Raw genomic sequence first — 25794 nt, forward strand, 5'->3', positions numbered from 1 at the left:
GCAGATTGGGGCCAGCAGTGGAGTGGACCGTGCACGAGCTCGCCGAACGCGCGGGGATCAGCGGCCGCACCCTGCGCCACTACCACCGCATCGGCCTACTCGCTCCTGACCGGGTCGGTTCCGACGGCTACCGGTACTACGGGCCCCGCGCCGTCGCACGGTTGCAGCGGGTTCTGCTGCTGCGCGGCACTGGCATGCCGCTGGCTCAAATCGCAGCAGCCCTCAGCGCTTCGACATCGACCGCGACTGAGGTCGAAGCCTTGGTCACTCAGCTTGAGGCGCTCCATTCCGAACAGCTCGCCCTCGAACGTCGAATCCACGCGGTGGAACACACCCTGCAGATGCGCCAAGAAGGACGCGAACCGCAAATGGACCTCATGCTTCAAGGCTTCAATGACGCCTACGAGGACGATGTGGTCCGCCGCTGGGGGCGAGAAGCCTTCGAGGCCTCGAATCGGTGGTGGCACGAAATGACGGTCAACCAGCAGCGTGACTGGAAGACCAGGAACGAGGCCCTCGTTGAGCAGTGGGACCAACTTGCGAAAGATGGCGAGACCCCTGGGTCCTTCGCAGCGCAGCAGCATGCCGCAACCCATATCGCCTGGTTCGCCCAAATCCCCGGCACCCCGACCCACGCAGGCGACGAGGCCGGTGCCGCCGCCATGATCTGCGGAATGGCCGACATGTACGAGACCAACCCCGACTTCCACCACACCTTTGGCGGTCCCGACGTCGCCCGCCTCGCCGCCGACGCTCTCCGAATCCACGTGGGAGCCTCAACGGGCTGAAACCAGTCGGCCACGGGCGCTCCAGGGGCCACGACTCAAGGCCCATCAGGGATGTTGACCAAACGGATGCTTGGTGAAGGAGAAAGGGTCTCCCGGGTCCAGGCGCACTGCCAGCTCGTCGCCGTTGTCAGCGACGACCGTGACCGGACTCTCTAACCATGTCAGGCCGTGCAGTGTCCACCAGGGGGCACGGCAGCTGTGTCGACGGATCGGTGAGCGCACCGTCATCCCCCTGCGCGAGCCAGAGCCACCGTCAGGCTGCTGCCCACAGGGTGGTCAGGTGCCTGGCCGCGGCTTACCCTGAAATCATGAAGCGCGTCGGATTGCTGGCCATGGTCGCCGGCACGGCTGGGGTGGTCGCCCTGGCCTTGTCGGGCTCAGACCTTCTCGCCGTGCCCTTGGGGGTCGTTGTGGTGGCCGGGCTGTCCCTGTGCCTGGGGCTACCGGGCCGCGCTTGGAGTCGCTTCCTCGCGGAGGTCGTCGTAGGCCTTGCTGTCGCCCTTGGCCTGACCGTGCTGGTGATGCTCGCCCTGTTCAGGTTCGGCCCGTGGGCTGACCCGCCGGGTATGGATGCACTCCATGCTGTCCTCTCGGCTGTCGCGATCGCCGCTGCGTCGTGGCGTGCATGGCGACGGTCCCCCGCCTCCGGTGGTCACCCGGGTGTCGGCGCTGGTGAGTTCTTCTCGCCTGCGGGGGGCTTCGAGAAGGGGTGATTGGCCGGGTCCTGACCCCGCGGGGCTGGCCGGCTCCTGGAACCCGCGCGGCGCGGCCGCGTCCGCTGGCTAGGGTGGAGATCATGTCGTCGCCCACCCTGCTCGCCTCGCTCCTGGCCGGTCGCACCTCGCGGACGGAGGAGCAGCAGGTGCTGGCGCTGCTGCGGATGGCGTCGGCGTCCGCGTTGGATCGGATCCTGCTCGAGACCGATGCCGCCGACCTGATCGGCAGCCTGGACGACCGCCGCTTCGGCCCGGCCAACCGGACGGCCGTGCGTGACCTGCTCGTGGCGCGGATCGGCGACCTCAGCATCCAGGCGCGCGCCAACCTCGCCTACGGGCTGCAGGCCGGCCCCACCTCCCGGGCCGACGCCGAGGCGATCCGCGCGGTGTTCCTCTCCTGCTGCGGTGAGGGCCTCACTCGCCTGAAGAACGCGATGAACATGCGCACCGACTCCCACGACCTGGAAGGTCTGGTCTATTCCGACGTCCGGAGCCCCACCATCCGCGCGGAGATCCTCAACCACATCGCCCGCGAGGCCGCCGGCGTCGAACCGGGCGAGGCGAAGGTGCTGTGCGACATCGACGACACCGTCGTCTGCGCGCTGCACGACCGGCGCTACCCGCGCGGCACGATCTACCCCGGCATCCTGGCCCTGTTGGACGCCCTCGACCGCGGCCCCGACGACCAGCCGTTCTCCATGGGCGACCTGACGTTCGTCACGGCCCGCCCCGGTGACGCGTTCGGACTCATCGAGAACCACACGCGCGCGTCGCTGCGCCGCGCCGGCATCGCCCACCACTCGGTGATGACCGGCACCGTCCAGGCCCTGTTCACCCGCGACCTCATGGCCGGCCGCAAGATCGCCAACATCGAGCACTACCACGCACTGTTCCCCGAGTACCGGCTGCTGTTCATCGGCGACTCCGGCCAGGCCGACATCCGCGTCGGCGACACCTTGTGGCAGCGGCTGGAGCACGCGCTCGACATCGTGTTCATCCACGACGTCGTGCACACCTCGGACGCCGAGCGTGCGCGCCTGCGCGGCGAACGCATCCACCTCGTCGACACCTATGTCGGGGCGGCCCGCATCGCCCACGAGCGTGGCCTCATCGCCCGCGCCGGCCTCGACCGGGTGGTGCAGGAGTCGCTGTCCGCGCTGGCCGAGATCCGCTGGAGCAGCGTGGAGCAGGAGCGGGCCACCCGGGCCCTGTTCGAGCGGGACGCCGCCCTCGGCTGAGCCGCCGCCCCCAGCGCCCAGCCGGGCCTGTGGCCCGCTGGGTCACGCCAGGAAGGCGCGGGCGATGGCCAGGGCGTCGGACGAGCCATCGGGGGCGTCCTCGCAGAACACGGCGACCGCGAGGTCGCCGGCGACGACCACGACCCAGCCGTGGTGGCGCACCGGTGAGCCCCAACTCGCCGTGCCGGTCTTCGCCAGCACGCGCACGCCCGGGTGGGCGGCGGCGATCCCCCCGAGCTCGGCGGCGGTGCCGTCCGTGACCGCCGCGCCCATGAGCGAGGCCAGGGCGTCCGCCTCGGCCTGGGTCAGTGGGGTGGCGGCGGACGTCCGCCCTGGCTCCTCGACGAGCACCGGGTCGACGGTGTGACCGGCCGCCACCGAGGCGGCCACCGTCGCCATCCCGAGCGGCGAGGCCAGCACCCGGCCCTGCCCGATGAGCGCAGCGGCCCGCTCGACGTCGGTGCCCTCGGCCGGCACGGCGCCCGAGAACGAGCCGACCACCAGGTTCTTCTCCCCCGTCAGCCCCAGGGACGCCGCGGCGTCCGCCACCTGCTCCGGCGTGAGCGTGGCCGCCTGGGCCAGGAAGGCGCTGTTGCACGACCACGCGAACGCGGTGCGCAGCGGCACGTCACCCAGGGCGGCGGCCGGGTAGCCCGCCCAGTTGTCGAACCGGTACCCGTCCACCGTCAGGCCGTCGGTGCACGGCACGAGCGCATCGGGCGTGGCACCGGCGCGGAGCATGGCCAAGGCGGTCACGATCTTGAACGTCGAACCGGGCGCGAACTGGCCCAGCGTCGCGGTCGAGTGGCCCGCCGAGCCCGGGCCGGACGCGGCGGCGAGCACCGCGCCATCGGAGGGTCGAATCGCCACGAGCGCGCTGGCGCCCGTCGGCCCGCCCGGGGTGGCGGCGGCGTCCGCCAGCACAGCCTCGGCGGCCTCCTGCACGCCGACATCGATCGTCGTGCGCACCGCCGCGCCGTCGAGGGCGTCGACCCTGAACAGCTCCCGAGCCGGCGGCGGCACGCCCTCACCGACGGCCTCGACGACGAAGCCGGTCGTGCCGCCGAGCACGTGATTGCGCGCCTCCTGCAGGCCGCCGCGGCCCACCAGGTCACCGCCGCGGATGGTGCCGCCGGAGGCGTCCACCTGCTCGGCCGTCGCCTCCCCCACCGCGCCCAGCAGCGGCCGAGCGAACGTCGCCGTCCGCCCCAGCGGGCGGGTGGTCTCCAAGGCGCGCACGCCGATCCACCGCTGCGCCGCCCGGGCCAGCTCCGCCTCGGCCGGCACCAGGGCCCGCAGCACCCGCGCCTCCACGAAAGCCCGCGGGCCGGCGCCGCGCACCTGCGCGACGAACCGCTCGGCGTCCAAACCCAGCAAGCCGGCGATCTGCGCGGCGGACGCCTCGGCCGTCGCGGCATCGGTGAGCGTCTTGTCGATACCGACCCGCAGCGCCGGCTGGTTCCAGGCCAGGGGCTCGTCGCGCTGCCCCAGGATGGGCCCGCGCACCGGCGCCAGCCGCGTCGCCCGCAGGTGCTCCCCCGGCTGCAGGCCGGGGGCCACGGCCTCGGGGGCGTAGACGGCGCGCCAGTCACCGAAGGCCGCCGGCGCCACCGCCTGCCCCGGCTCCCCGCGCCGCAGGTCGATGGCCGTCGCGTACTCCCAGGCCGGCTTGCCCTCGTGGATCACCCATGACCAGGCGAGATGGGCCCGCAGCGTCCCGTCGGGCCTGCTCTCGAGCTCCTGCACGGCCACCGTGGGCCGCAGGTCACCCATGCCGGCGTAGATCTCGGTCAGCGCGCCGGCGTCCGGCGCGGTGAACAGCGCGTCGTCGAGGACTCCGGAGGCGAAACCGGCGGCCACGTCGTGCGCCACCTGCGCGGCCCGTTGGCCGGGCCGCACCGCGAACCACCACACCCCCGCCGCGATGAGCAGGACGAGCGCCACCGCCGCGGCCACGAGCCCGCGGGTCGTCGGCGCCTCCTGCGGGGCGCGCATCAGGCGTGGACGACGATCTCGACCTTCTGGAACTCCTTGACCTCGGTGTACCCCGTGGTGCCCATCGCCTTGCGCAGCGCCCCGACGAGGTTCATCGTGCCGTCCGGGGTGTGCGAAGGCCCGAGCACGATCTCCTCCAGCGTGCCCGCGCGGCCCATGCGGACGCGCTCACCGCGCGGCAGGCGGGCGTGCCACGCCTCCGGCCCCCAGTGCCAGCCCCGGCCGGGCGCCTCCGCGGCGCGGGCCAGCGGCGTCCCGACCATGCAGGCATCCGCCCCGCAGGCGATCGCCTTGGCGAGGTCGCCCGAGCGGCCCAGGGCCCCGTCGGCGATGACCTGCACGTAACGGCCACCGGACTCGTCCATGTAGTCGCGCCGCGCCGCCGCCACGTCCGCGATCGCGGACGCCATCGGCACCTCGACGCCCAGCACGTGCCGCGTCCGGCCCGTCGCGCCGCCGCCGAAGCCCACCAGGACGCCGGCCGCACCCGTCCGCATGAGGTGCAGCGCCGCCTGGTAGGTGGCGCACCCGCCGACGATGACGGGCACGTCGAGCTTGCGGATGAACTCCTTGAGGTTCAGCGGCTGGGCGTCGTGGCTGACGTGCTCGGCCGAGACCGTCGTGCCGCGGATGACGAAGAAGTCGACCCCCGCCTTCTCCACGGCGGACGCGAACTCCTGCGTCTGCTGGGGGCTGAGCGCGCCGGCCACCGGGACGCCCGCGTCCCGGATCTGCTGCATGCGCGCCCCGATGAGTTCGGCCTTGATCGGCTCCTCGTAGAGCTCCTGCATCCGGCGGGTCGCGGCGCCGGCGTCGGAAATGCCGCCGAGTTCCTCGAGCAGGGGCTCGGGGTCGTCATAGCGCGTCCACAGCCCCTCGAGGTTGAGGACGCCGAGGCCGCCCAGGCGTCCGAAGGCGATGGCCGTCTCGGGCGACATCACCGAGTCCATCGGCGCCGCCATGAGCGGGAAGTCGAAGGTCAGCGCGTCGATCGTCCACGCCAGCCGGACGTCCTCGGGCGAGCGGGTGCGCCGGGTGGGCACGATGGCGATGTCGTCGAAGCCGTAGACCTGGGTGGCGCGCTTGGCGCGTCCGATCTCGATCACGAAAGTCTCCTCGGTCGTGGGAAAGGTGGGTCAGCGGGACGAGTAGTTCGGTGCCTCGACGGTCATCTGGATGTCGTGGGGGTGGGACTCGCGCAGGCCGGCCGACGTAATCCGTACGAACCGGCCCTTGGCCTGCAGCTCCGGGACCGTGCGGGCCCCCGAGTAGAACATCGACTGGCGCAGGCCGCCGATGAGCTGGTGGGCGACCGCGGCCAGCGGCCCCCGGTAGGCCACCTGCCCCTCGATGCCCTCGGGCACGAACTTCTCATCCGTGGTCGAGGAGGCCTGGAAGTAACGGTCGGAGGCATAGCTGCCGCCCGTGCCGCGGGCCTTCATCGCACCGAGACTGCCCATGCCGCGGTAGCTCTTGTACTGCTTGCCGTTGATGAACACCAGGTCACCCGGGCTCTCGTCGCAACCGGCCAGCAGGGAGCCGAGCATCACCGTGTTCGCGCCGGCGACGAGCGCCTTCGCGATGTCGCCGGAGTACTGCAGCCCGCCGTCGCCGATCACCGGGACGCCGGCCGGCCGGGCCGCGCGCGCCGCCTCGTGGATGGCCGTCACCTGGGGGACGCCGACGCCCGCGACCACGCGGGTCGTGCAGATCGACCCCGGGCCGATGCCGACCTTGACCCCGTCCGCCCCCGCCTCGATGAGCGCCTTGGCCCCCTCGAACGTGCCGATGTTGCCGCCGACGATGTCGACGCCGGCCGCGCGGGGCTCTGCCTTGAGGCGCCGGATGAGGTCCATCTCGGAGCGGCTGTGACCGTGGGCGGTGTCCGTGACGATCATGTCGACGCCGGCCTCGACGAGACCCATGGCCCGCTCCCACGCGTCGCCGAACGTGCCGACCGCTGCGCCGACGCGCAGGCGGCCGTGGTCGTCCTTCGTCGCGAGGGGGTACTTGTCGGACTTCACGTAGTCCTTCAGCGTGATGAGCCCGGTGAGCCTCCCGTCGGCGTCCACCAGGGGGAGCTTCTCGATCTTGTGCTGCGCCAGCAGGCGCAGGGCGTCCTCGGGCGCGATGCCCGGGTGCCCGGTGACCAGCGGCATGCGCGTCATCACGTCGCCGACGCGGCGGGCGGGGTCGTCCTCGAAGCGCATGTCGCGGTTGGTGATGATGCCGACGAGACGGTTCGCGTCGTCCACGACGGGCAACCCCGAGATGCGGTACCGGCCGCACATCTCGTCGACCTCACCGATCGTGGCGTCGACGCTGGTGGTGATCGGCTGGTCGACCATGCCGGCCTCGGAGCGCTTCACCCGGTCGACCCGGCCCGCCTGGTCGGCCGCACTCATGTTGCGGTGCAGGATGCCGAGGCCGCCCTGGCGGGCCATGGCGATGGCCATGCGCGCCTCGGTGACGGTGTCCATCGCCGCGCTGATCAGGGGCACGCGCAGCGTGATCGAGCGGGAGACCTGCGTCGTGGTGTCCACCTCGGCCGGCACGACGTCGCTCTCGTTCGGCTGGAGCAGCACGTCGTCGAAGGTCAGCCCGAGGGGGAGGAAGGGGCCGGGAACACCGGCGGGGGTCAGGTCGTCGAACGACATTGCGATGCGGCACCTCTCCGTGGACGTGGGCGGCCAGTCTATCCCCGGCTCGGGGCTCAGATCTCCAGCTGCTCCCCGTGCCAGACGACGGTCTGGACGGCGTTCCACACCACGAACGCGACGACGAGCACGGCCAGCGCGCGCCACTGCCGCCGGCTCAGGGGCACCAGGCCGAGCACGGCGAGGCTCCACGGCAGGTACCAGGGGTGCAGCGCCTGGCCCAGCAGCGCCACGGCCAGGGAACCCCAGCCGACGGCCGCGAGAGGGCGGTCGCTGAACCGGACGACACACCACGCGAGCACGGCGACGAGCAGGGCGTTGGAGACCCCGCCGACGACGGCGCGGAACAGCGCCACGTCCAGCCCCCAGCTCCCGACGGCCCACCCACCCCACTGCGACAGCAGCGCGAAGGGCGCGACCGTGCCGGCCTCGCCCATCAGGGCCAGCCACGCGACCCAGCCGAAACCCTTCCCGCTCGCCAGGCTGATCGCGGCGAACACCGCGAGCGTGACGGCTGTGACGCCCACCGTCCGGACGCCGAGCCGCACCAACCGCGGTCCGAGCGGCAACCGGGCCAGCTCGGCGAGCACGGGCAGGCCGGCGACAGCCAGCACCATCAGGCCCGCCTGTTGTTTGAACGCCATCGCGACGCCCACCAGAGCGGGCGCGGCCAGCCACAGCAGCCACGGCGTCACCCGGGACGCGGGGCGCTCCAGGGCCACCACCGTCACCCAGACCGCCGCGAGCGCCACGCCCACCATGGGGGCGTCATTGTGCGCACCGCCCAGGAAATGCACCACGAGGAGCGGATTCAGCAGCCCCCACCACTGGGCGCGACCGGCCGCGTCCGGATCGGTTGGGCGGATGAAGCGCGCGATGCGGGGCAGCACGAGCGCCAGCAGCACCACCCCCACGACCACGGGCCACCGCATCGCGACCACCGACCAGTACGGGTGGTTACCGGTGAGGCCCACCACGACCTGGTTCACGACCAGCGACAGGGCGGGGTACGCGACCCCACTGCCAACCCACAGCGGGTCGACGCCGGACGCGAACGGCCCCCCGGCGCTGGCCAGGCCATCGCGGTACACCGAGCCGCCGGCGTTCTCGATCCACCCCGCATCGGCGTAGAGCACGGCGTCGTTGCTGAGCACGGGCGGCAGCGCCAGCAGCGGCAGCGACCACAGCGCGAGCAGCCACCCGGGCCGCTCGACGGGGCGGACGCCGTCACGCACCCGCAACGCCCACCACACCCCGCACAGGGCCACCACCCCCAGCACGACGGCCACCCTGTTGAGCGGGATCGGGAGGGCCGCCCCCACCGCGTTCACCCACCCGGCCGGCCAGCCGGCGGTGTCGAACGCGAACTCCGGGTGGGCGGACCCCCACGCCACGAGCGCGGTCGCCAGCGTGCCCCCGGCCGCGGCCACCCCCCAGGGGAGGCCGGGCCTCGCGGATTCGCGCACGCCACGGGCCCCTTGCCGCTCGCTCACCCGGCCCTCCTGTCGTTTGCGACGTGGTCGATGCGGCACCAGCCTAGGACGTGTCGGCCTCCACCCACGCCGCAGCCGACGGCCCGGCGTGCCCACGAACCCCGCGTCACCCTAGGGTGGGTGGCATGCCGACCACGCCGCCACCGCCGCACGCCCTGCCGGCTCCGCGCCCGCTGCCGCCGCCCCCGCCGCCGCCGTGGTACCTGCCGCCGGCGGGGTCGGGACGCAGCCAGGCCCCCGACCTGGCACGCGGCGTGATGCTGCTGCTCATCGCCTGGGCCAACTCCACCTGGTACCTGTGGGGGCGGGAGTCGGACGCGGCGTCCTGGACGTCGGCGCACCCCGCCGACGGCGGGCCGCTCGACCGGGCGTTGCGGGCTGTCATGGCCGTCGCGGTCGACGGCCACGTCTACCCGATGTTCGCCTTCCTGTTCGGGTACGGCATGGTGCAGCTGGCTCGCAGCCGCGCGGCCCGCGGGTGGAGCCCGCCGGTCATCGTGCGGCACCTGCAGCGTCGCCACGCCTTCTTGCTGCTCTTCGGCTTCGTGCACGCACTGCTGTTGTTCGCCGGCGATGTGCTGGGGGCCTACGGGTTGGCCGGGCTCGTGCTCGTCGCGCTGCTGTTCGGGGCGCGCGATCGCACCTTGGTGGTGTGGACCGTCGTGTTCGCCTGCCTGTTCTGCTCCCCCGCCCTGCTCACGGTGGTGGCGGCGCCGTTGCTGTGGTGGTTCACCCGGGACGCCCCCGAGCTGGATGCGGCCGATCTCGGGGCGGCGGGCCTGGACGCGGCGCCCTTCGGCTCCCTCGCCGATCTCTTCGCCGGTCAGACGAACTATGTGGTGGCAGCGCTCGTGCGTGCCGTGCTGTGGCTGGTCTCCACCCCCAGCGTGGTGTTGGGCTTCACCGTGCCCGCAATGATCCTGCTCGGCTGGCTGGCGGCCCGCCGCGGCATCCTGGAACGCCCGGCCGAGCACCGCCGCCTGCTCACCCGGATCGCCGTCGGCGGCCTGGGGCTGGGCTGGCTGGGCGGGGTGCCGCTGGCGCTGGAGCATCTGGGCGTGCTGGTGTTGCCCGTGACGGTCAGCTGGGCCCCCATGACCCTCAGCTATGCCCTCGGCCCGTTCGCCGGTGTCGGCTACGTGGCGCTGTTCGGCCTGCTGGCCGCCCGCGATCGCACCCCGGGGCCCGTCGGCCGCGCCGTCGCCGCGCTCGGCCAGCGGTCGCTCTCGGGCTACCTGTGGCAGTCGATCGTCATGGCGCCACTGCTCGCCGCGTGGGGATTCGGCCTGGGCGCCCACGTCACCACGGCGGGCGTCCTCGCGATCGCCTCGGGAGTGTGGCTCGCATCGGTCCTGATCGCCGCACGGCTCGGAGCACGCAACCGCCCGGGCCCGTTCGAGGCACTGCTGCGGCGCCTCATCGGACCTCCGGACGCCGCCCAGGTGCGGGGGAACCCGGCACCGGAGATCCGGACGCCGCCGCACGGCCCGGGAGCCCCTCCCGCAGCAACGGACGCACCCGGTAGCCGATGACCTCGCGCAGGTAGACGCTCGTCGAGGTGCGGACGATGCCGGGGCAGAGCCGGATGTCCTCAGCGACCCGATAGAGGTCGTCGGGGTCGCGGGCCACCACCCGGATCACGAGGTCCGTCTCCCCCGCCGGCGCCAGGCACTCCAGCACCTCAGGGATGCGGCGCAACGCGGCGATCGCGTCCTCCAGGAAGTGCTGGTCGAGCTCGGCGCTGACCGTGGCGGCCAACCGGTGGCCCAGCGCGGCCGGGGGCACCATCGTGGACGCGAGCCGCAACAACCCCTCCGTCCGGTAGCGCTCCAGGCGGGCCAGCACCGTGCCGCGGGCCAGCCCGGTGCGCTGCGCCAGCATGAGCACCGTCATGCGCGGGTCAGCGTCCAACTCCAACAACAGGCGGCGGTCGGTGGCGTCCAACTGGTACACGGCGGTGCTCCTCCGGGGGCGGGCTGAGTGGCTCGGGCGGGCGTCCTGATCAATCCTGACCGTGCACGCGGACGCGCAGTGATCAGATTGCCCACCAGTATGGCACTCGCTTGTGCAGCAGTGCCGCTGTGGGGTGAAGTGGTGCACACAACAGGGCCGGTACTCCCACAAGGAGCCACCGCCCGAGGACCTCAGAGGGCGGCGGCCGCGATCCGGACGCCGGCCGGGCCCGCACCGCACACCCACGGTCGGCCGCGTCCACCGGCACCACCACGCGAACGGGCCCCGCACAAAGATGTGCGGGGCCCGTCGGCGTACCCGGGAGGGGTGCGGCGCCAGCTCAGTGCTGGTGGCCGTCCTCGTCCTCGTCGGGCTTGTCGACCACGAGGGTCTCGGTGGTGAGCAGCAGCGCGGCGATGGACGCGGCGTTGGCCAGCGCGGAGCGCGTGACCTTCACCGGGTCGATCACACCAGCGGCGACGAGGTCGCCGTACTCACCGGTGGCGGCGTTGTAGCCGCTGCCCGGCTGGAGCTCGGCCACCTTGGCCACGATGACGTAGCCCGGCTCGCCACCGTTCTCGGCGATCCAGCGCAGCGGCTCGACCAGCGCCTTCTCGACGATCTTGACGCCGGCCTTCTCGTCACCGCTCTTGCCGAGGCCGTCGGAGAGCACCTTGCCGGCGTGGACGAGGGCCGAGCCGCCACCGGCGACGATGCCCTCCTCGATCGCCGCGCGGGTCGCGCTGACGGCGTCCTCGATGCGGTGCTTCTTCTCCTTCATCTCGACCTCGGTCGCGGCACCGACCTTGATGACGCACACGCCACCGGCGAGCTTCGCGACGCGCTCGGAGAGCTTCTCGCGATCCCACTCCGAATCGGTGCGGCCAATCTCGGCGCGGAGCTGCTCGACGCGCCCCTCGACTGCGGACGCCTCGCCGGCGCCGTCGACGATGGTCGTGTCGTCCTTGGTGACGACGACGCGGCGGGCGCGGCCCAGCACGTCGAGGCCCACCTGGTCGAGCTTGAGGCCGACCTCGGCGGCGACGACCTGGCCACCGGTGAGGATCGCGATGTCCTCCAGCATGGCCTTGCGGCGGTCACCGAACGCGGGCGCCTTGACGGCCACGGAGGTGAAGGTGCCGCGGATCTTGTTGACGACCAGCGTGCTGAGCGCCTCGCCGTCCACGTCCTCCGCCACGATGAACAGGGTGCCGGAGGCGCCGATGACCTTCTCCAGCAGCGGGAGCAGGTCGTTCATCGAGCTGATCTTGCCCGAGTGGATGAGGATGTACGGGTTGTCCAGCACAGCCTCCATGCGCTCGGGGTCGGTCACCATGTACGGCGACAGGTAGCCCTTGTCGAACTGCATGCCCTCGGTGAACTCGAGCTCGGTGCCGAAGGTGTTGGACTCGTCGACGGTGATGACGCCGTCCTTGCCCACCTTGTCGAACGCCTCGGCGATGAGCTCGCCGATCTCGGCGTCACGGCTGCTGATGGTCGCCACGTTCGCCATGTCGGCGGTCGTCTCGACCTGCTTGGCCGCGCCGCGCAGCTCGTCGCCGACGGCCTCGACGGCCGCCTCGATGCCCCGCTTGAGGCCGACGGGGTTGGAGCCGGCCGCGACGGCGCGCAGGCCCTCGTGGACGAGCGCCTGGGCGAGCACGGTTGCGGTGGTGGTGCCGTCACCGGCGACGTCGTTCGTCTTGGTGGCGACCTCCTTGGCGAGCTGGGCGCCGAGGTTCTCGTACGGATCGGTGAGCTCGACCTCCTTGGCGACGGTCACGCCGTCGTTGGTGATCGTCGGGGCGCCCCACTTCTTGTCGAGCACCACGTACCGGCCCATAGGGCCGAGGGTCACCTTCACCGTGTTGGCGAGGGCATCCACGCCACGCTCGAGCGAGCGGCGGGCCTCCTCGTCGAACTGAAGGATCTTTGCCATGGGTGGTTACTTCCCTATCGCTTGGTTGGTGTGGACCGGGCTCACTTGGAGACGACGGCGAGGATGTCGCGCGCGTTGAGCAGCAGGTAATCCGTGCCGTCGTACTTCACCTCGGTGCCGCCGTACTTGCTGAAGATGACGACGTCGCCCTCGGCCACGTCGAGCGGGACGCGGTTGCCCTTGTCGTCGATGCGGCCGGGGCCGGTCGCCACGACCTTGCCCTCCTGCGGCTTCTCCTTGGCGGTGTCGGGAATGACCAGACCCGAGGCGGTGGTGGTCTCGGCCTCGAGGGGCTGGATGAGGATGCGGTCCTCGAGCGGCTTGATCGTGACGGCCACGATGGGTGCCCTTTCCTTGGTTCGTCCCCCCGCCGGTCGGCGGGTGGGTGGTTCATTGGTGTTGCGCCGTCCCCTGCGTCGTCGCGGTGCCGCCGGGGCTGGCACACTCGGGTGTCGAGTGCCAGAAGCGACGCTACACCCGAGTTAGCACTCGTTCAACCTGAGTGCTAAGCCGCGTCGTGCGGTGCTAGGACGCGGTGCGTTCGGCGACCAGGGCCACCGCCCCGCGCTCGGTGGGGGTGAGGATCAGCGTGGCGGACGCCCGCCCCGTCGGCTTCAGCCGCTTGCGCAACGCCGCCGGATCGACGTCCAGGCCACGCTTCTTGATCTCCAGGGTGCCGATGCCGCGCTCGCGCACCCAGGCCCGCAGCACCTTCTCGTCGAACGGCAGCACGTCCAGCACGCGGAAGCACGTCGCGAACGGGGTGGGCAGCGCGGCGTCCGCCGTGAGGTAGGCGATGCCGGACGCCACCCGGTGCGCCCGCAGCAGCCCGGCCAGCTCGTCCACCAGGCCCGCGCGGACGACCGCGCCGTCCGGCTCGTAGACGAACGCGGCCACGGGCCCCACGTCGGCGGGTGGTCGGCCCGACCCGGGCAGCTCGACCCCGTCGACGACGGCGGTGCGCGCCCCGCCGGCCAAGCCCGGCCCGGCCCACACCGCGCACTCGACCACGGTGCCCGCGTCCGAGACCCACTCCGCGTCGGCACCCGGGGGCAGCACAGCATGCGGTACGCCGGGGCCGAGTTTCACGCACGCCGGACGCGTCCCGTCCAGCAGCGACGCCACGAACGGCCAGGGCGGGCTGAGGTCCTCCACCCGCCACGAGCGGCCGGACGCCGTGCGCCGGGCCGGGTCGGCGAAAACGGCCGTGTCGGACGCCGACAGCTCCGGCCAGCGCTCCTCGGCGTCGCCGGTCACGACCTCGCGGCCCAGGTTGGCGGCGGCGAAGACGGCGGTCGCCTCGTCGCGCTCCACGGCGACCACGTCGAGCCCCCCGTCCAGCACCGCGAGGGCGTCTGCCCCGATGCCGCAACCGAGATCGACCACCCGCCTCGCCCCCAGGGCGGCGAACCGCCGGGCGCGCCGCACCGCCACCTCAGCCCGGGTGGCCTGCTCCAACCCGTCGGGGGTGAGGAACAGCCTCTCGGCGCGGTCACCGAACTTCGCCCGGGCGCGACGCCGCAGCGCCACCTGGGCCAGCGCCGCGGCGGCCAAGTCGGGTGCGACCAGGGCGCGCAGCCGCGTCCCGGCGGCCAGCGACGCCGGGTCGGCCTCCGCGGCGGCGGCGGCCAACACCGGCCGGGCGGCGTCCGAGACCAGCCAGCGGGCGACGTCAGGATCCATGCCCCTATTCTGCGATGTCGACCGCCACGCCGCTCGGATGGTCGACCGCGCCGCCGTCTCGTCCCCGCAACGTGCAGCCCACCAGCTCCACCGAGCGAACGCCGGCGGAGACGGCCATCACGGTCTGGTTCGGGTCGGCGGAGAACACGCTGTCGTGGGCGACGAGCGTGCCGGATCCGACGAAGGTCGCCGCGCCGGAGTAGGACGACTCGCGGATGTTGGAGGCGAACGTCATCCGGTTCAGGGTGACTGTGGTGTTCTCCCCCATCACGTAGAGCCCCTCGTGCCGATTGTTGTTGAAGCGGCAGTCGTTGAACACGGCCTCGCCACCACCCCCACCCTCCACGATGAGGCCCACGTAGCTGTCGACGCCGCTGCAGCGGCTGACGGTGATGGAGTGGGGACGCCGCACGTAGAAGGCGGCATAGGTGGCGATGCCTTGCGGCCGGCCGTTGCGGGCAAAGGTGCAGTCCTCCACCAGCACCGTGGTGGAGGCCGAATCGGGGGCGACGTCGACGTAGAGGAATCCCCGCCCCGCGTTGTCGTTCGCCGTGCACCGCCGGAACACGATGTCGTCGAAGGCCCACGTCGGGCCGTGGGACTCGACGTCGATGCCGGCCCTCGGTTCGAGGTCACCGTGGCCGTTGGCGTGGAAGGTGGAGTCTTCACACAGCAGCCTGGCGCACGAGGTGATCGAGATGCCGTTCCGGTCATTGTCGTGGCACGCCACCCGGGCCAAGGTGACGTCCTGGCTCGGGCGCCGGTCGGCGCCGACGTAGATCCCGTCGCCCAGGGCACGGCACGCCTCGAGGTCGGTCAGGGTCACCGACCGGGCGTTGTTGACCTGGATCGCGTGACGCCACTCCGTTCTGTCCCCCCGGTAGTCGGCGCGGTTCGCGTCCCAGACCCCGCCGACGACCGTGACGTCGCGCCGGCCGGTCAGGTCGAGCAGCACGCCGTGCGTGCCGGGCACGCGGCACACGAAGGTCGACCCCAGCGTGACCAGGCGGACGCCGTCGGGCGGGGTGACCGGCTCGGTGCGCTCGTAGGTTCCGGGCCGTACGACGATGTCGCGCATCGTGCCCCGGTAGGAACGCAGGGACGCGAACGCCTCGTCGAGGCGCTCGCCGTCGATCGCTGCCTCCCAGTCCACGGGCGGGTCGAGCGGGATGTCGGTCGGCTCGGGGGTCGGGGTGGGGGTGGGCGTCGGCGTTGGCGTCGGCGTCGGCGTTGGCGTGGGGGTGGGCGTCGCAGTCGGCGTGGGGGTGGGCGTCGGCGTGGGGGTCGACGTCGGCGTGGCCTGCCCCCCGGGTGTCCGGGCGCAGCCGACCAGACCGGCGGCACCTCCCCACAGCAGCAGGCGTCGGGACAGTGGGCTCATCGGGTCTCCTCCTGCACGCGGCGGGGCCGGCGGTACGGCTCATCGGCCGAGCGGGTTCGTTGGTAGAGGGCGAAGAGCAGACCCCAGCCGAGCCAGATGATGCTGCGCAGCAGGTTGCCCTCGTAGCTGGACTGGATGGCGAAGGAGGCCACCTGACCGACGAGGCTGACGCCGATGGCGACGGCGAGCCAGCGGACGTCGGGGGCCACCCTGGGCAAGAGCCACACCACGGCGGACCAGGCAATGAGCACTCCCAGGAGCAGCCCCAGCGGGATGCCGAACCACACGATCTGCTGCAGGAACGTGTTGTGCACGTGGACGCCCACGCCGGCCCCCGTGCCCAGCCAGGGCTCAACCGCGACCAGGGCGAAGCCCTCGTCCAGCAGGTCGCCACGGGCGAACACGTTGCGGAGCCCGAACCGCGACCCCACGAACGTGCGCGCCGTGGGCAGAACGGCCACGAACAACAATGCGACGAGCAACACCGCCGCGGCCACCTTCCACAGGCGGCGCACCAGCATTCGGCCCGAAGGCTCGAGCAGGACGTACAGGACGATCGACAGGCCGAACGTCACCAGGCTGCCCCGGCTCATGGTGAGCACGAGCATCCCGAAGGCCACCACCCCGCCGATTCCCGCGACCCGGTCGCGGCGGTGCAGCGCGAAGGCAAGCAGCGGGAGGATGAGCGGTGTCACCAGCGCCGCAGGGTTGTTGGAGCGGCCTATGAACGGGTGGCTGAGGCGGGCGAAGTAGGAGATGTAGTCCCCCGAGGCCGGGTCGAGCGTGCTCGGAGGGAGGAAGCCCGGGACGCGCAGTTGGAGGAGCACACAGGGCAGCAGCAGCAGGAACACCCACGCCGTGATCACGCGAGCGACCTGCTCCCCGGTCAGACCCCGGGTGAACACCACGATGAGGCCGAAGACGAGCAGCGACTCGGTGGCTCCCATCAGGTAGTAATTGGTCTGCCAGTCGTTCTGCGTCCAGGCCAGGGACAGCCAGGTCCACACAATCGTGACGCCCCCCACAGCGAGGTAGACCAAGGGTGGACGCCCGAGGCCGGTACTGACCAGGACGAGGGCCGCGATGGGAAGGACGACCACGACGGCCAGCTCGAACACGGTGCTGGGCAAGATGATTCCGACCGAGTGAAGCGTCGTCGGTGCTGCGGAGCACAGCAGCAGAAACCCGAGGGCCAGCCATCTCAAACCGGACAGCCACCGGGGCAGCGGCCTAAGAGGGCGAGACGCACCTAGCCAGGCCAGGGGGTGGTTGGTGACGACTCGTCTCACGGCGTGGCTCCCTCGCGCGGTTCATCCGCCGCCGGGGCGGGGTGTCGGGCCATGGTCCGGCGCATGAGGAGGCGCGCGACGACGGCCATGGTGACATAGGTCAGGACGTTGCCGACGGCGCACCCGACCATGCCGAACCGTGGAATGAGGACGAGGTAGGCGATCAGGCCCACCGGGATCCCTGCCAGGGCCGTCACCGCGCTGGCGCGCAGGTCGCCGAACCCGTTGTTGACGGAGTTGTCGACGAGTTGGCTGGCCATCGCCATGCCACCCAGCAGCAGCAGCACGAGGATCGGGGTGCTGCCCGCGAACTCGCCGCCGAGCCACACTTCGAGCAACAAGGACCCGAAGACGCCGATCAGGACGCTGATGCCGGCCGAGCCGAGCATCACGCGCGTCCACCAGTAGCGGTGCATGGCGGGCTGCCAGCCGCGCGCCACGCTGCGCACGACCATGGGGGCCACCGCCGCCGGAAGCGTCCCGGCGAGCACCGACAGGGTCGCGGCGGACGCGTACACCCCGACGGGGGCCGGCCCGGCGAAGGCGCCGAGCAGCACCCGGTCCATCTGGCCGGCCACGCCCATCCCAGCCGCGACGGCCAGGCCCGGGGTGCTGAACCGCACCAGGCGCCCCAGCAGCCCCCGCTCCTGCGCGGTGCCGGGCGGTTCGGCCGCCATCTGGCGCCGCACGGAGATCGTCTGGACCAACTGGTGCACCAGCGGGCGGGCGACGACGCTCAGCATCCCGGTGTGGAGCGTCAGCGTCCCGGACGCCCACAGCGCCCCCAGCAGGCCCAGCGCCGCGGCGGCCCCGACGAACTCGCCGGTGACGGCCGTCCGGTGCCACCCCACCCCGTGCAACCCCTCGCGCAGGAGGCCGGAACGCAGGTGGGCGGTGCCCATGATCACGAGGGCCGCTGCGAGCACCGGGTCGGACACCCGACTGAGCAGGGGGAACACCGTCAGGGCCGCCACCGCGGTCACCACGAGGTCGAGCCCCACGAGCGGCCGGGTGGCGCGCACGTACTGGCGCAGGGAGAGCCCCCACCGGGGGCTGGACAACACGATCCGGGCCGAGGAGAGCAGCCCCAGTGACGCCGCGAGCACGATCAGATTCACGATGGTCTGCCCGAGGGCCAGCACTCCCCGATCCGATGCCCCCAGCCACTTGGCGATCAGGAGAGCCATCAGACCCTGGGCGCCCGCAGTCATCCCGCTCAATACGGTCAGCTGCACCGGCACCGGCAGCCCACGGGGAGCCCGGCCGCTCATCGCCCACCGGCTGGGGTGAGGACGACCACGTGACCGGGACGCCACCACTCGGCCACCTGGGCTCGCAGCGCCTGGCGCCGCACCGCGCCCCCCTCGCCGCGGCGCGTGACCCCGCGGACGACGAACTCGAGCAGACCGATGCCGAGGCCCAGCAGACCGCCGCGCACCAGGCCGTGCCCCACACGCAGGTAGCGCAGGCGGCTCACCCGCAACGCGATGAAGGCGCGTCCCCCGCTGACCGCGAACGACGCACCACCGGCGTGCTCGCCCCACACCTGCGGCACCAGCCAGCAGCCTCCCGGGGCCCGGCGGCACAGGTCGACGTCCTCGTAGTACAGCTCGAAGCGCTCATCGAACCCGCCCAGCTCGCGCCACGTCACCACGGAGGTCACCAGCAGTGCGCCGTCGAGCTGTTCGACACGCACCGGGGCGTCTCCGGTGGGGCGCTCCATCCGATAGGCACGGCTCCCGATCACTGCCTTGGCCACCTCGCGCGACACGGTGACCAGCGGCCGCGCGTTCAGGCCCGGACCCTGCCCCAGCACACCGGCCACCACTGCCCCCGGGATCGCCTCCACCACGGTGAGCAGCTCCGAGAGGGGGCGGACGAGTCGGACGTCCGGATTGACGATGGCCACGTGGGTGGCCTCGGGCTCGCACCGAACCCCTCGGTTGGCGGCTCGGCCGTACCCGAGGTTGGCCCCGGGCGCGAGGTACGTCGCCCGCTCCCCCGCCGCCGCGACGGCGGCGCGACAGGCAGCCTCATCGGCGTTGTCGACCACCACCACGCGCACGTGGGGGTCGGCGAGCAGACCGGCCAGGCATCCGGGCAGGTCCTCGGCCGAACGGTAGGCGACGACGACCGCGACGATCACCGGTGCGCTCACGCTCCCACCACCAGCGTGCGCCAGGCATCGGCCCAGGCGGCGTAGGAATAGTGTCGCTGCACCGCCTGACGGGCGGTCTGGGCCGCGCTGAGCCGCTCGGCCGCCGGCAGCGCGAGCACCCCGTCCAGGGCGTCGACCCAGGCGGCCTCGGTCGTCGCCGTCCGGGCGCCGATCCGTTCGGCGGCCAGCCGGTTCGCCCCCACGGGGCTGACGACAGCCGGCAGGCCCGCGGCACCGTACTGCAGGAGCTTGTAGGCACACTTGCCGCGCTCGTAGCGGCCGTCGGGCAGCGGCATGAGCCCGACGTCGGCGGCCGGCAGGTCACGCCAGATGTCCGGGTGCCACGCGCGGCGGTCGCACATCGCCTCCAGCGGCCCCAAGTCGCCCCCGGCGCCGGAGACGACGGTGAGGCGCAGGCCGCGGCGTCGGTGCAGCGCCAGCAGCGGGCCGCTGATGCTGGCCAGGTGCGCCTCGGTGGTGGGTGACCCCACCCACAGCGCCCGTGGCGGTCCGTCGGTCGTGGCGGCGAGGGCCGGGTAGGCGTCCGGCTCCACGCAGCTGGGGATGACGTGGATCCGGTCGGCCGGCGCGACAGCCCGCGCCAGGCCGGCGAGGTGGTCGCTGCCCACGATCACCACGTCGGCCGCGGCGAGCGCCGCGTGCCACACCCGGGCCCGGGAGACGGGACGCAGCCCGGTGGGTTCGGTGCCCAGCGCGTCGTCCACGTCGTAGACGCCTCGCCCGGCCGCGCGCAGCAGCCGCGCCTCGAGGCGTCCGTTCGAGAACGGGCTGGCCTGCTTGGACAGCAGCAGCCGCCCCCCGGCGAGGGTGCGGGGCAGGCGCCGCAGGCCCGTCTCGGCGCCCAAAACGGCGGCCGGGCGCCGCAGCAGCGCGCGCGGGGCGTTGCGGGCGCCGCCGAGGTAGGTGTGGCTGTCGGCGTCCAGGCCCAGGTGGTCCAGCCAGCCGAACACCCGGACGCGCGAGGACGCCCCCCGGCGTCCGTAGGGGGTGACGGTCGTGAGCCGCGGGGCGCTCACAGCCGCAGGTCCACACAGGCGCGGGGCAGGGCGTACTTGAGGTCGTAGATGACCGCGCCGGGGGCGCCGAGCGCCCGGAGGCCGGCCTCGTCCAGCTCCGTGAACTGCCGGTGCGCGACGGCGAGGACGATCGCGGCGTAGGCCCCGGGCTCGGGCCGCTCGACGAGTTGCAGGCCGTACTCGGCGGCCGCCTCGTCCGGGTCGGCCCATGGGTCGTGCACCTCGGGCGCCATGCCGTACTCGCGCAGTTCGGCCACCACCTCGGCCACCTTCGAGTTGCGCAGGTCGGGCGTGTTCTCCTTGAAGGTCAACCCGAGAACGAGCACGCGGGCCCCGCTCACAGCCAGGCCGCGCCGCGTCATCAGCTTCACCAGCTCGGACGCGATGTGCTCGGGCATCGCGTCGTTCAGCCGCCGCCCGGCGAGGATGATCTCGGGGTGGTGGCCGACCGCCTGGGCCTTGTGGGTCAGGTAGTAGGGGTCCACGCCGATGCAATGGCCGCCCACCAGGCCGGGCCGGAAGGGAAGAAAGTTCCACTTGGTGCCAGCCGCGGCCAGCACGTCCTCGGTGTCGATGCCGAGGCGTCCGAACAGCACGCTGAGCTCGTTGACCAGGGCGATGTTCACGTCGCGTTGGGTGTTCTCGATCACCTTGGCCGCCTCGGCGACCCGAATTGTCGGGGCCCGGTGGGTGCCGGCGGTCACCACGCGGCGGTAGAGCGTGTCGACCTCCTCGGCGATCTCGGGCGTGGAGCCGGACGTGACCTTCACGATGCCGGGCAGGCGGTGTTGCTTGTCGCCGGGGTTGATGCGTTCGGGGCTGTAACCGACGAAGAAGTCCTCGTTGAATCGCAGGCCGGACACCTCCTCGAGCAACGGGACGCACTCCTCCTCCGTCGCGCCCGGGTAGACCGTCGACTCGTAGATCACCAGCGCACCGGGCGGCATGTGGGTCGCGATCGCCCGGGTGGCGGCCAGGACGGGCCCGAGATCGGGTCGTTTGTGGCGGTCGATGGGCGTCGGCGTGGTCACGATGAAGGTGTTGGCCTGCGCCAGGCTGGCCGGATCGGCGCTGAAGCGCAGCCCCGGTGCGGCGGCGAGCTCGGCGGCGTCGACCTCGAGGGTGTGGTCCTGACCGGCGGCCAGCTCGGCCACGCGCGCGGCGTTGATGTCGTGGCCGAGCACGTCCAGGGTGCGGCCGAACTCGACCGCCAGCGGCAGGCCCACGTATCCGAGGCCGACGACCGCCAGCCGGGTCTCGGCCGGGCGGCGCGCGCTCACCGCTGACCCGCCGCACCGCCGTTGCGGAACCAGTCCACGGTGGCCGCCAACCCTTCGGGCAACTCAACGGGGGTGACGCCGCCGAACAGCGCGCGCACCCGCTCGCCGTCCGCCTGGGAGGCGCGGACGTCGCCGCGGCGACTGTCCACGTGGGTGCGTTCCACCGGGTGCCCGAGCGCGTCCTCCAGCAGGGCCAGCAGGTCGAGCAGCGTGGTGGGGGTGCCGTAGGCCAGGTTGACCGGATCGGGGCTGCCGATCTGCTCGGCCAGCGCGGTCTCGATCACTTCGCAGACGGTGTCCACGTAGGTGAAGTCGCGCGACTGGCGTCCGTCGCCGTGGATCTCCACCGGTCGCCCGGCCAGCGCCGCCTCCAGGAACTTCGGGATCACCGCGGCGTAGGCGTGCCCCGCCGCCTGCCCAGGCCCGTACACGTTGAAGAAGCGGAAGGCCAACGTCGTCATGTCGTAGGAGTGGCCGTAGGCGATCGCGTAGCCCTCCGTGGCCAGCTTGCTGACGGCGTACGGGCTGAGCGGCCGCGTCCAGTCGAACTCGTCCTTCGGCAGGCGCGGATTGGCTCCGTAGACCGAGCTGGAGGAGGCCACGATCACCTGGCCGACGCCGGCGGCGCGAGCCGCTTCGAGCACCCGGAGCGTGCCGGTCGCGTTGGCCTCGTGGGAGGCCAGGGGTTGAGCGATGGAGCGTGGCACGCTGGGGATCGCGGCGAGGTGGACGACGGCGTCCACACCCCTGACGGCGTCCTCGAGCGCGTCGGCGTCCAGGATGCTCCCCTCGCGGAGCAGGTCCTCGTGACCGGCCAGGTTGGAGCGATACCCGGTGCTCAGGTCGTCGAGTGCCCGCACCTCGGCGATCCCGGGGGACGCGGCGAGCCGCTTCACGAGCGTCGACCCGATGAACCCGGCCCCGCCTGTCACGAGAGCACGCACGTTCCACTCCATCCTCTGGCTGTCAGTGACCGCCCCCCGGCGTGAGGATATCGACTTCCGCGCCATCGTGCCGCACACGCGCCACGCCGGGGGTCAGCGGCGTTCCTCGCGGTCGGGGCCCCCGTGTGCCGATAGTCTCTGCTCCATGCGCAGGGCGAAGAATTCGGTGAGCGTTTCGCCGTCCCCCCGTGCGACGCCGCTGCCTGCCACTGTGGCCGCCGTGGCGGGCGTCACGGCCACGCTGGTGGCTCCGGCCCTCCGGCGTTGGTTGACGCACAGGGGCATGATGGACACCCCGACGACGCGGAGCTCCCACACCGAGCCGGTTCCCCGCGGCGGGGGTTGGGCATGCCTGGCGGGGACCGCGACGGGGTGCCTGGCTGCGCGCGCGGCGGGCCTTCGGATTTCACTCCCGGTCGCCCTGGGAACCCTGGCCCTCACCAGCCTCGGTTGGGCGGACGACCACGTCGGCGTCCCGGCCGCCCCCCGTCTGGCCGCCCAGGTGGGTGTCGGTCTGACGGCCGGGGCGGCTGCCGGCCACCCCGTCCTGGGCACGGGCCTCGCTCCCGTTATCGTCAACATGGTCAACTTCATGGACGGCATCAACGGCATGACGGCCCTCACCACCGCCGTGTGGGGGGCCAGCGCCACGGTGGTCGGCACCCGGTCCGAGAATGTGGCGGTGACGGTGCTGGGGGCCGCCCTCGGCGGCAGTGCGCTGGGCTTCCTCCCCCACAACCTGCGCTCCCGGCGCATGTTTCTCGGCGACGTGGGCAGCTACTTCATCGGCACCTCCATGGCACTGACGACGCTGCTGCCGGGTCTGCCGGGGCCGGCCCGCCTGCGCCTGCTCGCCCCCCTGCTTCCGTATGCACTGGACACCGGCGCCACCTTGATCATCCGAGCACTCCGAGGAGAGAACGTGATGGAGGCCCATCGGCAACACCTGTACCAACGCCTGGCCAACGAGGCCGGCTGGGGACACGCCACGGTGGCGCTCGCCTATGCCGGGGCTGCCGCCGCATGCGCCACCGCCGCACACCGCGCCGTCGCGCTGGACCGGGCACGCCCGATGGCCGCACGGATCGGCTGAGCGGTGGGTTCGCGGCACGGTCGACCTGCCCTGGTCTACGGCGTCGGCGTCGGCGTGAGCGCCTTCGCCCTCATGCGGGGCCAGCTCGCGTGGTTCCGAGAGCGCGGCTGGGACGTGACCCTCGCTTGCTCGCCCGATCGCCAGGCGGCCCTTGCCGTCGAGCGCGAGGGCATCGCGTTCCACGCCATCCCGACCCAGCGCGCGATCTCACTGCTGGCCGACCTGCGCACCTTGCGGCTCTGGGTGTCGTTCCTGCGCAGCGAGGGCCCGGATGCCGTCAACGTCGGCACGCCCAAGGCGGGCCTCTTGGGCGGTCTGGCCGCCTGGGCGCTCCGCGTGCCGAAGCGCCTCTACGTCTGCCGCGGCCTGCGGCTGGAAGGCTCGAGCGGCCCGCTGGCCCTGGTGCTGTGGGTGATGGAGCGTCTGTCCACCGCCGTTGCCACGGATGTGGTGGTGGTCAGCCGGTCGCTCGCCGACGAGCTCCTGGCGCGCCACCTGGTGAATGCGCGCAAGGCGTGGCTGATCGGGGAGGGCAGCAGCAACGGCGTCGACGCCGCCACCATCGCGGCACGCGCCGCCGCGATCGACAGCGCAGACCTACGGGCCGAGCACGGAATTCCGGCCGCCGCCGTGACCGTCGGCTTCGTCGGCCGGCTGGCGCCGGACAAGGGGGTTGACACGCTGCTCGCGGCCCTGCGGCAGATCGAGGTCGCGTGCGACGTTCACCTGGTGGTCATCGGCGCGGTGGAGGACCCCGGTGTCGAGGCGAGGCTGGCGACACTGGGAGACCGCGTGCATGTGCTGGGCTGGACGAGTGACCTGTGGGCGAAGTGGCCGATCCTGGACGTCCTGTGTCTGCCCACCCGCCGCGAGGGCTTTCCCAACGTCGTTCTCGAGGCCGCCGCCGCGGGCATCCCCACGGTGACGACCCGTGCCACGGGCGCCGTGGACTCCGTCGTCGACGGGGTCACCGGCTTCCTGGTGAACATCGACGACTCCAGCTCCCTGGCCCGGGCGCTCACCCGACTCGCCACCGACCACGACCTGCGCCAGCAGATGGGTACGCGTGCCCGGGAGCGCGCCTTCGACTCGTTCTCCCCCCAGCGCATCTGGGGCGGGCTCGAAGCCCTGCTGGACGGGACCTACGCGAGCCCGGACCTCCAGCGTCTGGATCGCCTGCCGGCACGGGACGCCAGACGCGGCACCCGCGCCGCATCGAACCGGGACGGTGACGCATGATCGTGGTGACGGGATCAACCGGCAACAGTGGCACCCACTTCATCCGGGAGCTCGAGGCCCACGGGTTCGACCAGCCCGTGCGGTGCCTCGTGAGGACATCCACCGCGGTCGACGGCCTGGTGGCGTCACCGCTGGACATCGAGGTGCTCACCGGAGAGCTGGACGACCCCACGTTCCTGGACGCGGCACTGAGCGGAGCCGACACCGTTGTCCACATCGCGTCGCTCCGCTTCTCGCCGGCCATCGTCGCGGCAGCGCTGCGTCAGGGCGTGCGGCGCGTCCTGCTGGTCCACACGGCGGCCGTCTTCTCACGGCACAAGTCTGCCTCCCTGGAGTATCGCGCCCTCGAGGCGCAGGTGGCAGCCCTGCTGGCGGCCACGGAGCACCAGATCGAGGTCACGATCCTGCGGCCCACCATGATCTTCGGCCAGCCCCGCGACCACAACGTGAGCGTGTTCATCCGGCTGGTCGACCGTCTCCGGGTCGTTCCGCTCATCAATGGCGGCGCGAGCACCCTGCAACCGGTGCACGCCAGCGACCTGGGGCGCGCTTACCACCAGGCACTCACCCGGGGCACGCTGCCGCGCGCGGAGTACGTCCTTTCCGGCGAGCGCCCCGTACGCCTGCGCGAGCTGCTTCAGCAGATCTCCTCGGGTCTGGGGAAGCGCACACTCTTCGTGGCGGTGCCCCTCCTCCTGGCGGGGCCGGCCGCACGCGCGGTGCGCGCGCTCACGGCGAACAGGGTCGACGTGGTGGAGAAGGTGCTTCGCATGGGCGAGGACCGGTCCTTCCCCCATGACCGTGCCGCACAGGATTTCGGCTACGCGCCGCGACCGGTGGCGGACACTCTGGCCGAGGAGGTGGCCTGGTACGTGGCCCGGCACGCGACCCTCAGCTGAATGGCGTGCGCC

22 protein-coding genes are annotated in these 25794 nt (G+C 72.4%); 7 read left to right on the forward strand and 15 right to left on the reverse strand.

Annotation, left to right across the window (positions count from 1 at the left end; genetic code table 11):
* Window positions 1-29 precede the first annotated feature (29 nt).
* The 3 genes from IFY26_RS10225 to IFY26_RS10235 all read left to right on the forward strand — a co-directional run bounded on the left by IFY26_RS10225 (window position 30) and on the right by IFY26_RS10235 (window position 2742).
* On the forward strand, window positions 30-788 hold the full coding sequence (locus IFY26_RS10225; protein WP_232548908.1) for a MerR family transcriptional regulator: 759 nt from the start codon (window positions 30-32) through the stop codon (window positions 786-788).
* A 308-nt stretch (window positions 789-1096) separates the two neighbouring features.
* On the forward strand, window positions 1097-1501 hold the full coding sequence (locus tag IFY26_RS10230; protein ID WP_232548909.1) for a hypothetical protein: 405 nt from the start codon (window positions 1097-1099) through the stop codon (window positions 1499-1501).
* A gap of 83 nt (window positions 1502-1584) precedes the next feature.
* Entirely contained in the window at window positions 1585-2742 is a 1158-nt protein-coding gene (locus IFY26_RS10235; protein ID WP_232548910.1) for a phosphatase domain-containing protein, read from the forward strand.
* Between the two features lie 42 nt (window positions 2743-2784).
* Here IFY26_RS10235 and IFY26_RS10240 read toward each other — a convergent pair whose 3' ends face one another.
* Genes IFY26_RS10240 through mptB form a run of 4 tightly spaced genes read right to left on the reverse strand, consistent with a single transcriptional unit; the run spans window position 2785 to window position 8860 of the window.
* On the reverse strand, window positions 2785-4737 hold the full coding sequence (locus IFY26_RS10240) for a penicillin-binding transpeptidase domain-containing protein (protein WP_232548911.1): 1953 nt from the start codon (window positions 4735-4737) through the stop codon (window positions 2785-2787).
* Window positions 4737-5843, reverse strand: a complete 1107-nt coding sequence (locus tag IFY26_RS10245) for a GuaB3 family IMP dehydrogenase-related protein (protein WP_232548912.1) — start codon at window positions 5841-5843, stop codon at window positions 4737-4739. Before IFY26_RS10245 ends, IFY26_RS10240 begins: the two co-directional genes overlap by 1 nt.
* A gap of 30 nt (window positions 5844-5873) precedes the next feature.
* The gene (gene guaB, locus IFY26_RS10250) at window positions 5874-7394 is read right to left on the reverse strand and encodes an IMP dehydrogenase (RefSeq protein ID WP_232548913.1); all 1521 of its coding nucleotides are present in this window, start codon (window positions 7392-7394) and stop codon (window positions 5874-5876) included.
* A 56-nt stretch (window positions 7395-7450) separates the two neighbouring features.
* Window positions 7451-8860 carry a polyprenol phosphomannose-dependent alpha 1,6 mannosyltransferase MptB gene (mptB, locus tag IFY26_RS10255; RefSeq protein WP_232548914.1) on the reverse strand — a complete coding sequence of 470 codons (1410 nt, stop codon included), beginning with the start codon at window positions 8858-8860 and terminating at the stop codon, window positions 7451-7453.
* A 152-nt stretch (window positions 8861-9012) separates the two neighbouring features.
* On the opposite strand from mptB, the gene IFY26_RS10260 reads away from it, so the two are divergent.
* Window positions 9013-10419 (forward strand): DUF418 domain-containing protein, encoded by a 1407-nt coding sequence (locus IFY26_RS10260; RefSeq protein WP_232548915.1) that lies wholly within the window; start codon window positions 9013-9015, stop codon window positions 10417-10419.
* Here IFY26_RS10260 and IFY26_RS10265 read toward each other — a convergent pair.
* The 11 genes from IFY26_RS10265 to IFY26_RS10315 all read right to left on the reverse strand — a co-directional run bounded on the left by IFY26_RS10265 (window position 10304) and on the right by IFY26_RS10315 (window position 22551).
* A complete protein-coding gene (locus IFY26_RS10265) occupies window positions 10304-10840 on the reverse strand; it encodes an Lrp/AsnC family transcriptional regulator (protein WP_232548916.1) in 537 nt (178 codons plus the stop codon). The genes IFY26_RS10260 and IFY26_RS10265 overlap by 116 nt on opposite strands.
* Before the next feature lie 340 nt (window positions 10841-11180).
* The gene (gene groL, locus IFY26_RS10270) at window positions 11181-12779 is read right to left on the reverse strand and encodes a chaperonin GroEL (protein WP_232548917.1); all 1599 of its coding nucleotides are present in this window, start codon (window positions 12777-12779) and stop codon (window positions 11181-11183) included.
* Window positions 12780-12820: 41 nt separating this feature from the next.
* Entirely contained in the window at window positions 12821-13117 is a 297-nt protein-coding gene (gene groES / locus IFY26_RS10275) for a co-chaperone GroES (protein ID WP_232548918.1), read from the reverse strand.
* Between the two features lie 187 nt (window positions 13118-13304).
* On the reverse strand, window positions 13305-14462 hold the full coding sequence (locus IFY26_RS10280; RefSeq protein WP_232548919.1) for a class I SAM-dependent methyltransferase: 1158 nt from the start codon (window positions 14460-14462) through the stop codon (window positions 13305-13307).
* A 4-nt stretch (window positions 14463-14466) separates the two neighbouring features.
* On the reverse strand, window positions 14467-15843 hold the full coding sequence (locus IFY26_RS10285; RefSeq protein ID WP_232548920.1) for a right-handed parallel beta-helix repeat-containing protein: 1377 nt from the start codon (window positions 15841-15843) through the stop codon (window positions 14467-14469).
* A complete protein-coding gene (locus IFY26_RS10290; protein ID WP_232548921.1) occupies window positions 15840-16973 on the reverse strand; it encodes an O-antigen ligase family protein in 1134 nt (377 codons plus the stop codon). The genes IFY26_RS10285 and IFY26_RS10290 overlap by 4 nt, the downstream gene beginning before the upstream one ends.
* A gap of 155 nt (window positions 16974-17128) precedes the next feature.
* Entirely contained in the window at window positions 17129-18319 is a 1191-nt protein-coding gene (locus tag IFY26_RS10295) for a lipopolysaccharide biosynthesis protein (RefSeq protein WP_232548922.1), read from the reverse strand.
* 80 nt (window positions 18320-18399) lie between these two features.
* Complete coding sequence (locus IFY26_RS10300) at window positions 18400-19290, reverse strand: glycosyltransferase (RefSeq protein ID WP_232548923.1); 891 nt, start codon at window positions 19288-19290, stop codon at window positions 18400-18402.
* Window positions 19287-20327: a glycosyltransferase family protein gene (locus IFY26_RS10305; RefSeq protein ID WP_232548924.1), complete on the reverse strand. Its 1041-nt coding sequence runs from the start codon at window positions 20325-20327 to the stop codon at window positions 19287-19289. The genes IFY26_RS10300 and IFY26_RS10305 overlap by 4 nt, the downstream gene beginning before the upstream one ends.
* A complete protein-coding gene (locus IFY26_RS10310) occupies window positions 20324-21607 on the reverse strand; it encodes a nucleotide sugar dehydrogenase (RefSeq protein ID WP_232548925.1) in 1284 nt (427 codons plus the stop codon). Before IFY26_RS10310 ends, IFY26_RS10305 begins: the two co-directional genes overlap by 4 nt.
* Window positions 21604-22551, reverse strand: coding sequence for an NAD-dependent epimerase/dehydratase family protein (locus IFY26_RS10315; RefSeq protein ID WP_232548926.1), 948 nt, complete (start codon window positions 22549-22551; stop codon window positions 21604-21606). Before IFY26_RS10315 ends, IFY26_RS10310 begins: the two co-directional genes overlap by 4 nt.
* Window positions 22552-22834: 283 nt before the next feature.
* Between IFY26_RS10315 and IFY26_RS10320 the strand changes: the two genes are divergently transcribed.
* The 3 genes from IFY26_RS10320 to IFY26_RS10330 are packed head-to-tail and all read left to right on the forward strand — an operon-like array spanning window position 22835 to window position 25782.
* Window positions 22835-23644 carry an MraY family glycosyltransferase gene (locus tag IFY26_RS10320; RefSeq protein ID WP_232548927.1) on the forward strand — a complete coding sequence of 270 codons (810 nt, stop codon included), beginning with the start codon at window positions 22835-22837 and terminating at the stop codon, window positions 23642-23644.
* A 54-nt stretch (window positions 23645-23698) separates the two neighbouring features.
* Entirely contained in the window at window positions 23699-24883 is a 1185-nt protein-coding gene (locus IFY26_RS10325; protein WP_232548928.1) for a glycosyltransferase family 4 protein, read from the forward strand.
* On the forward strand, window positions 24880-25782 hold the full coding sequence (locus tag IFY26_RS10330) for an NAD-dependent epimerase/dehydratase family protein (protein ID WP_232548929.1): 903 nt from the start codon (window positions 24880-24882) through the stop codon (window positions 25780-25782). The genes IFY26_RS10325 and IFY26_RS10330 overlap by 4 nt, the downstream gene beginning before the upstream one ends.
* Window positions 25783-25794: the final 12 nt, after the last annotated feature.

The sequence above is a fragment of the Propioniciclava soli genome, from assembly GCF_014858005.1.
GTDB lineage: Bacteria > Actinomycetota > Actinomycetes > Propionibacteriales > Propionibacteriaceae > Propioniciclava > Propioniciclava soli.

Coding starts and splice junctions, on each gene's coding strand:
- IFY26_RS10285 (WP_232548920.1), bottom strand. CDS start 15,843: ATGAGCCCACTGTCCCGACGCCTGCTGCTGTGGGGAGGTGCCGCCGGT.
- IFY26_RS10320 (WP_232548927.1), top strand. CDS start 22,835: ATGATGGACACCCCGACGACGCGGAGCTCCCACACCGAGCCGGTTCCC.
- guaB (WP_232548913.1), bottom strand. CDS start 7,394: ATGTCGTTCGACGACCTGACCCCCGCCGGTGTTCCCGGCCCCTTCCTC.
- IFY26_RS10240 (WP_232548911.1), bottom strand. CDS start 4,737: ATGCGCGCCCCGCAGGAGGCGCCGACGACCCGCGGGCTCGTGGCCGCG.
- IFY26_RS10230 (WP_232548909.1), top strand. CDS start 1,097: ATGAAGCGCGTCGGATTGCTGGCCATGGTCGCCGGCACGGCTGGGGTG.
- IFY26_RS10330 (WP_232548929.1), top strand. CDS start 24,880: ATGATCGTGGTGACGGGATCAACCGGCAACAGTGGCACCCACTTCATC.
- groL (WP_232548917.1), bottom strand. CDS start 12,779: ATGGCAAAGATCCTTCAGTTCGACGAGGAGGCCCGCCGCTCGCTCGAG.
- IFY26_RS10295 (WP_232548922.1), bottom strand. CDS start 18,319: ATGGCTCTCCTGATCGCCAAGTGGCTGGGGGCATCGGATCGGGGAGTG.
- IFY26_RS10260 (WP_232548915.1), top strand. CDS start 9,013: ATGCCGACCACGCCGCCACCGCCGCACGCCCTGCCGGCTCCGCGCCCG.
- IFY26_RS10235 (WP_232548910.1), top strand. CDS start 1,585: ATGTCGTCGCCCACCCTGCTCGCCTCGCTCCTGGCCGGTCGCACCTCG.
- IFY26_RS10280 (WP_232548919.1), bottom strand. CDS start 14,462: ATGGATCCTGACGTCGCCCGCTGGCTGGTCTCGGACGCCGCCCGGCCG.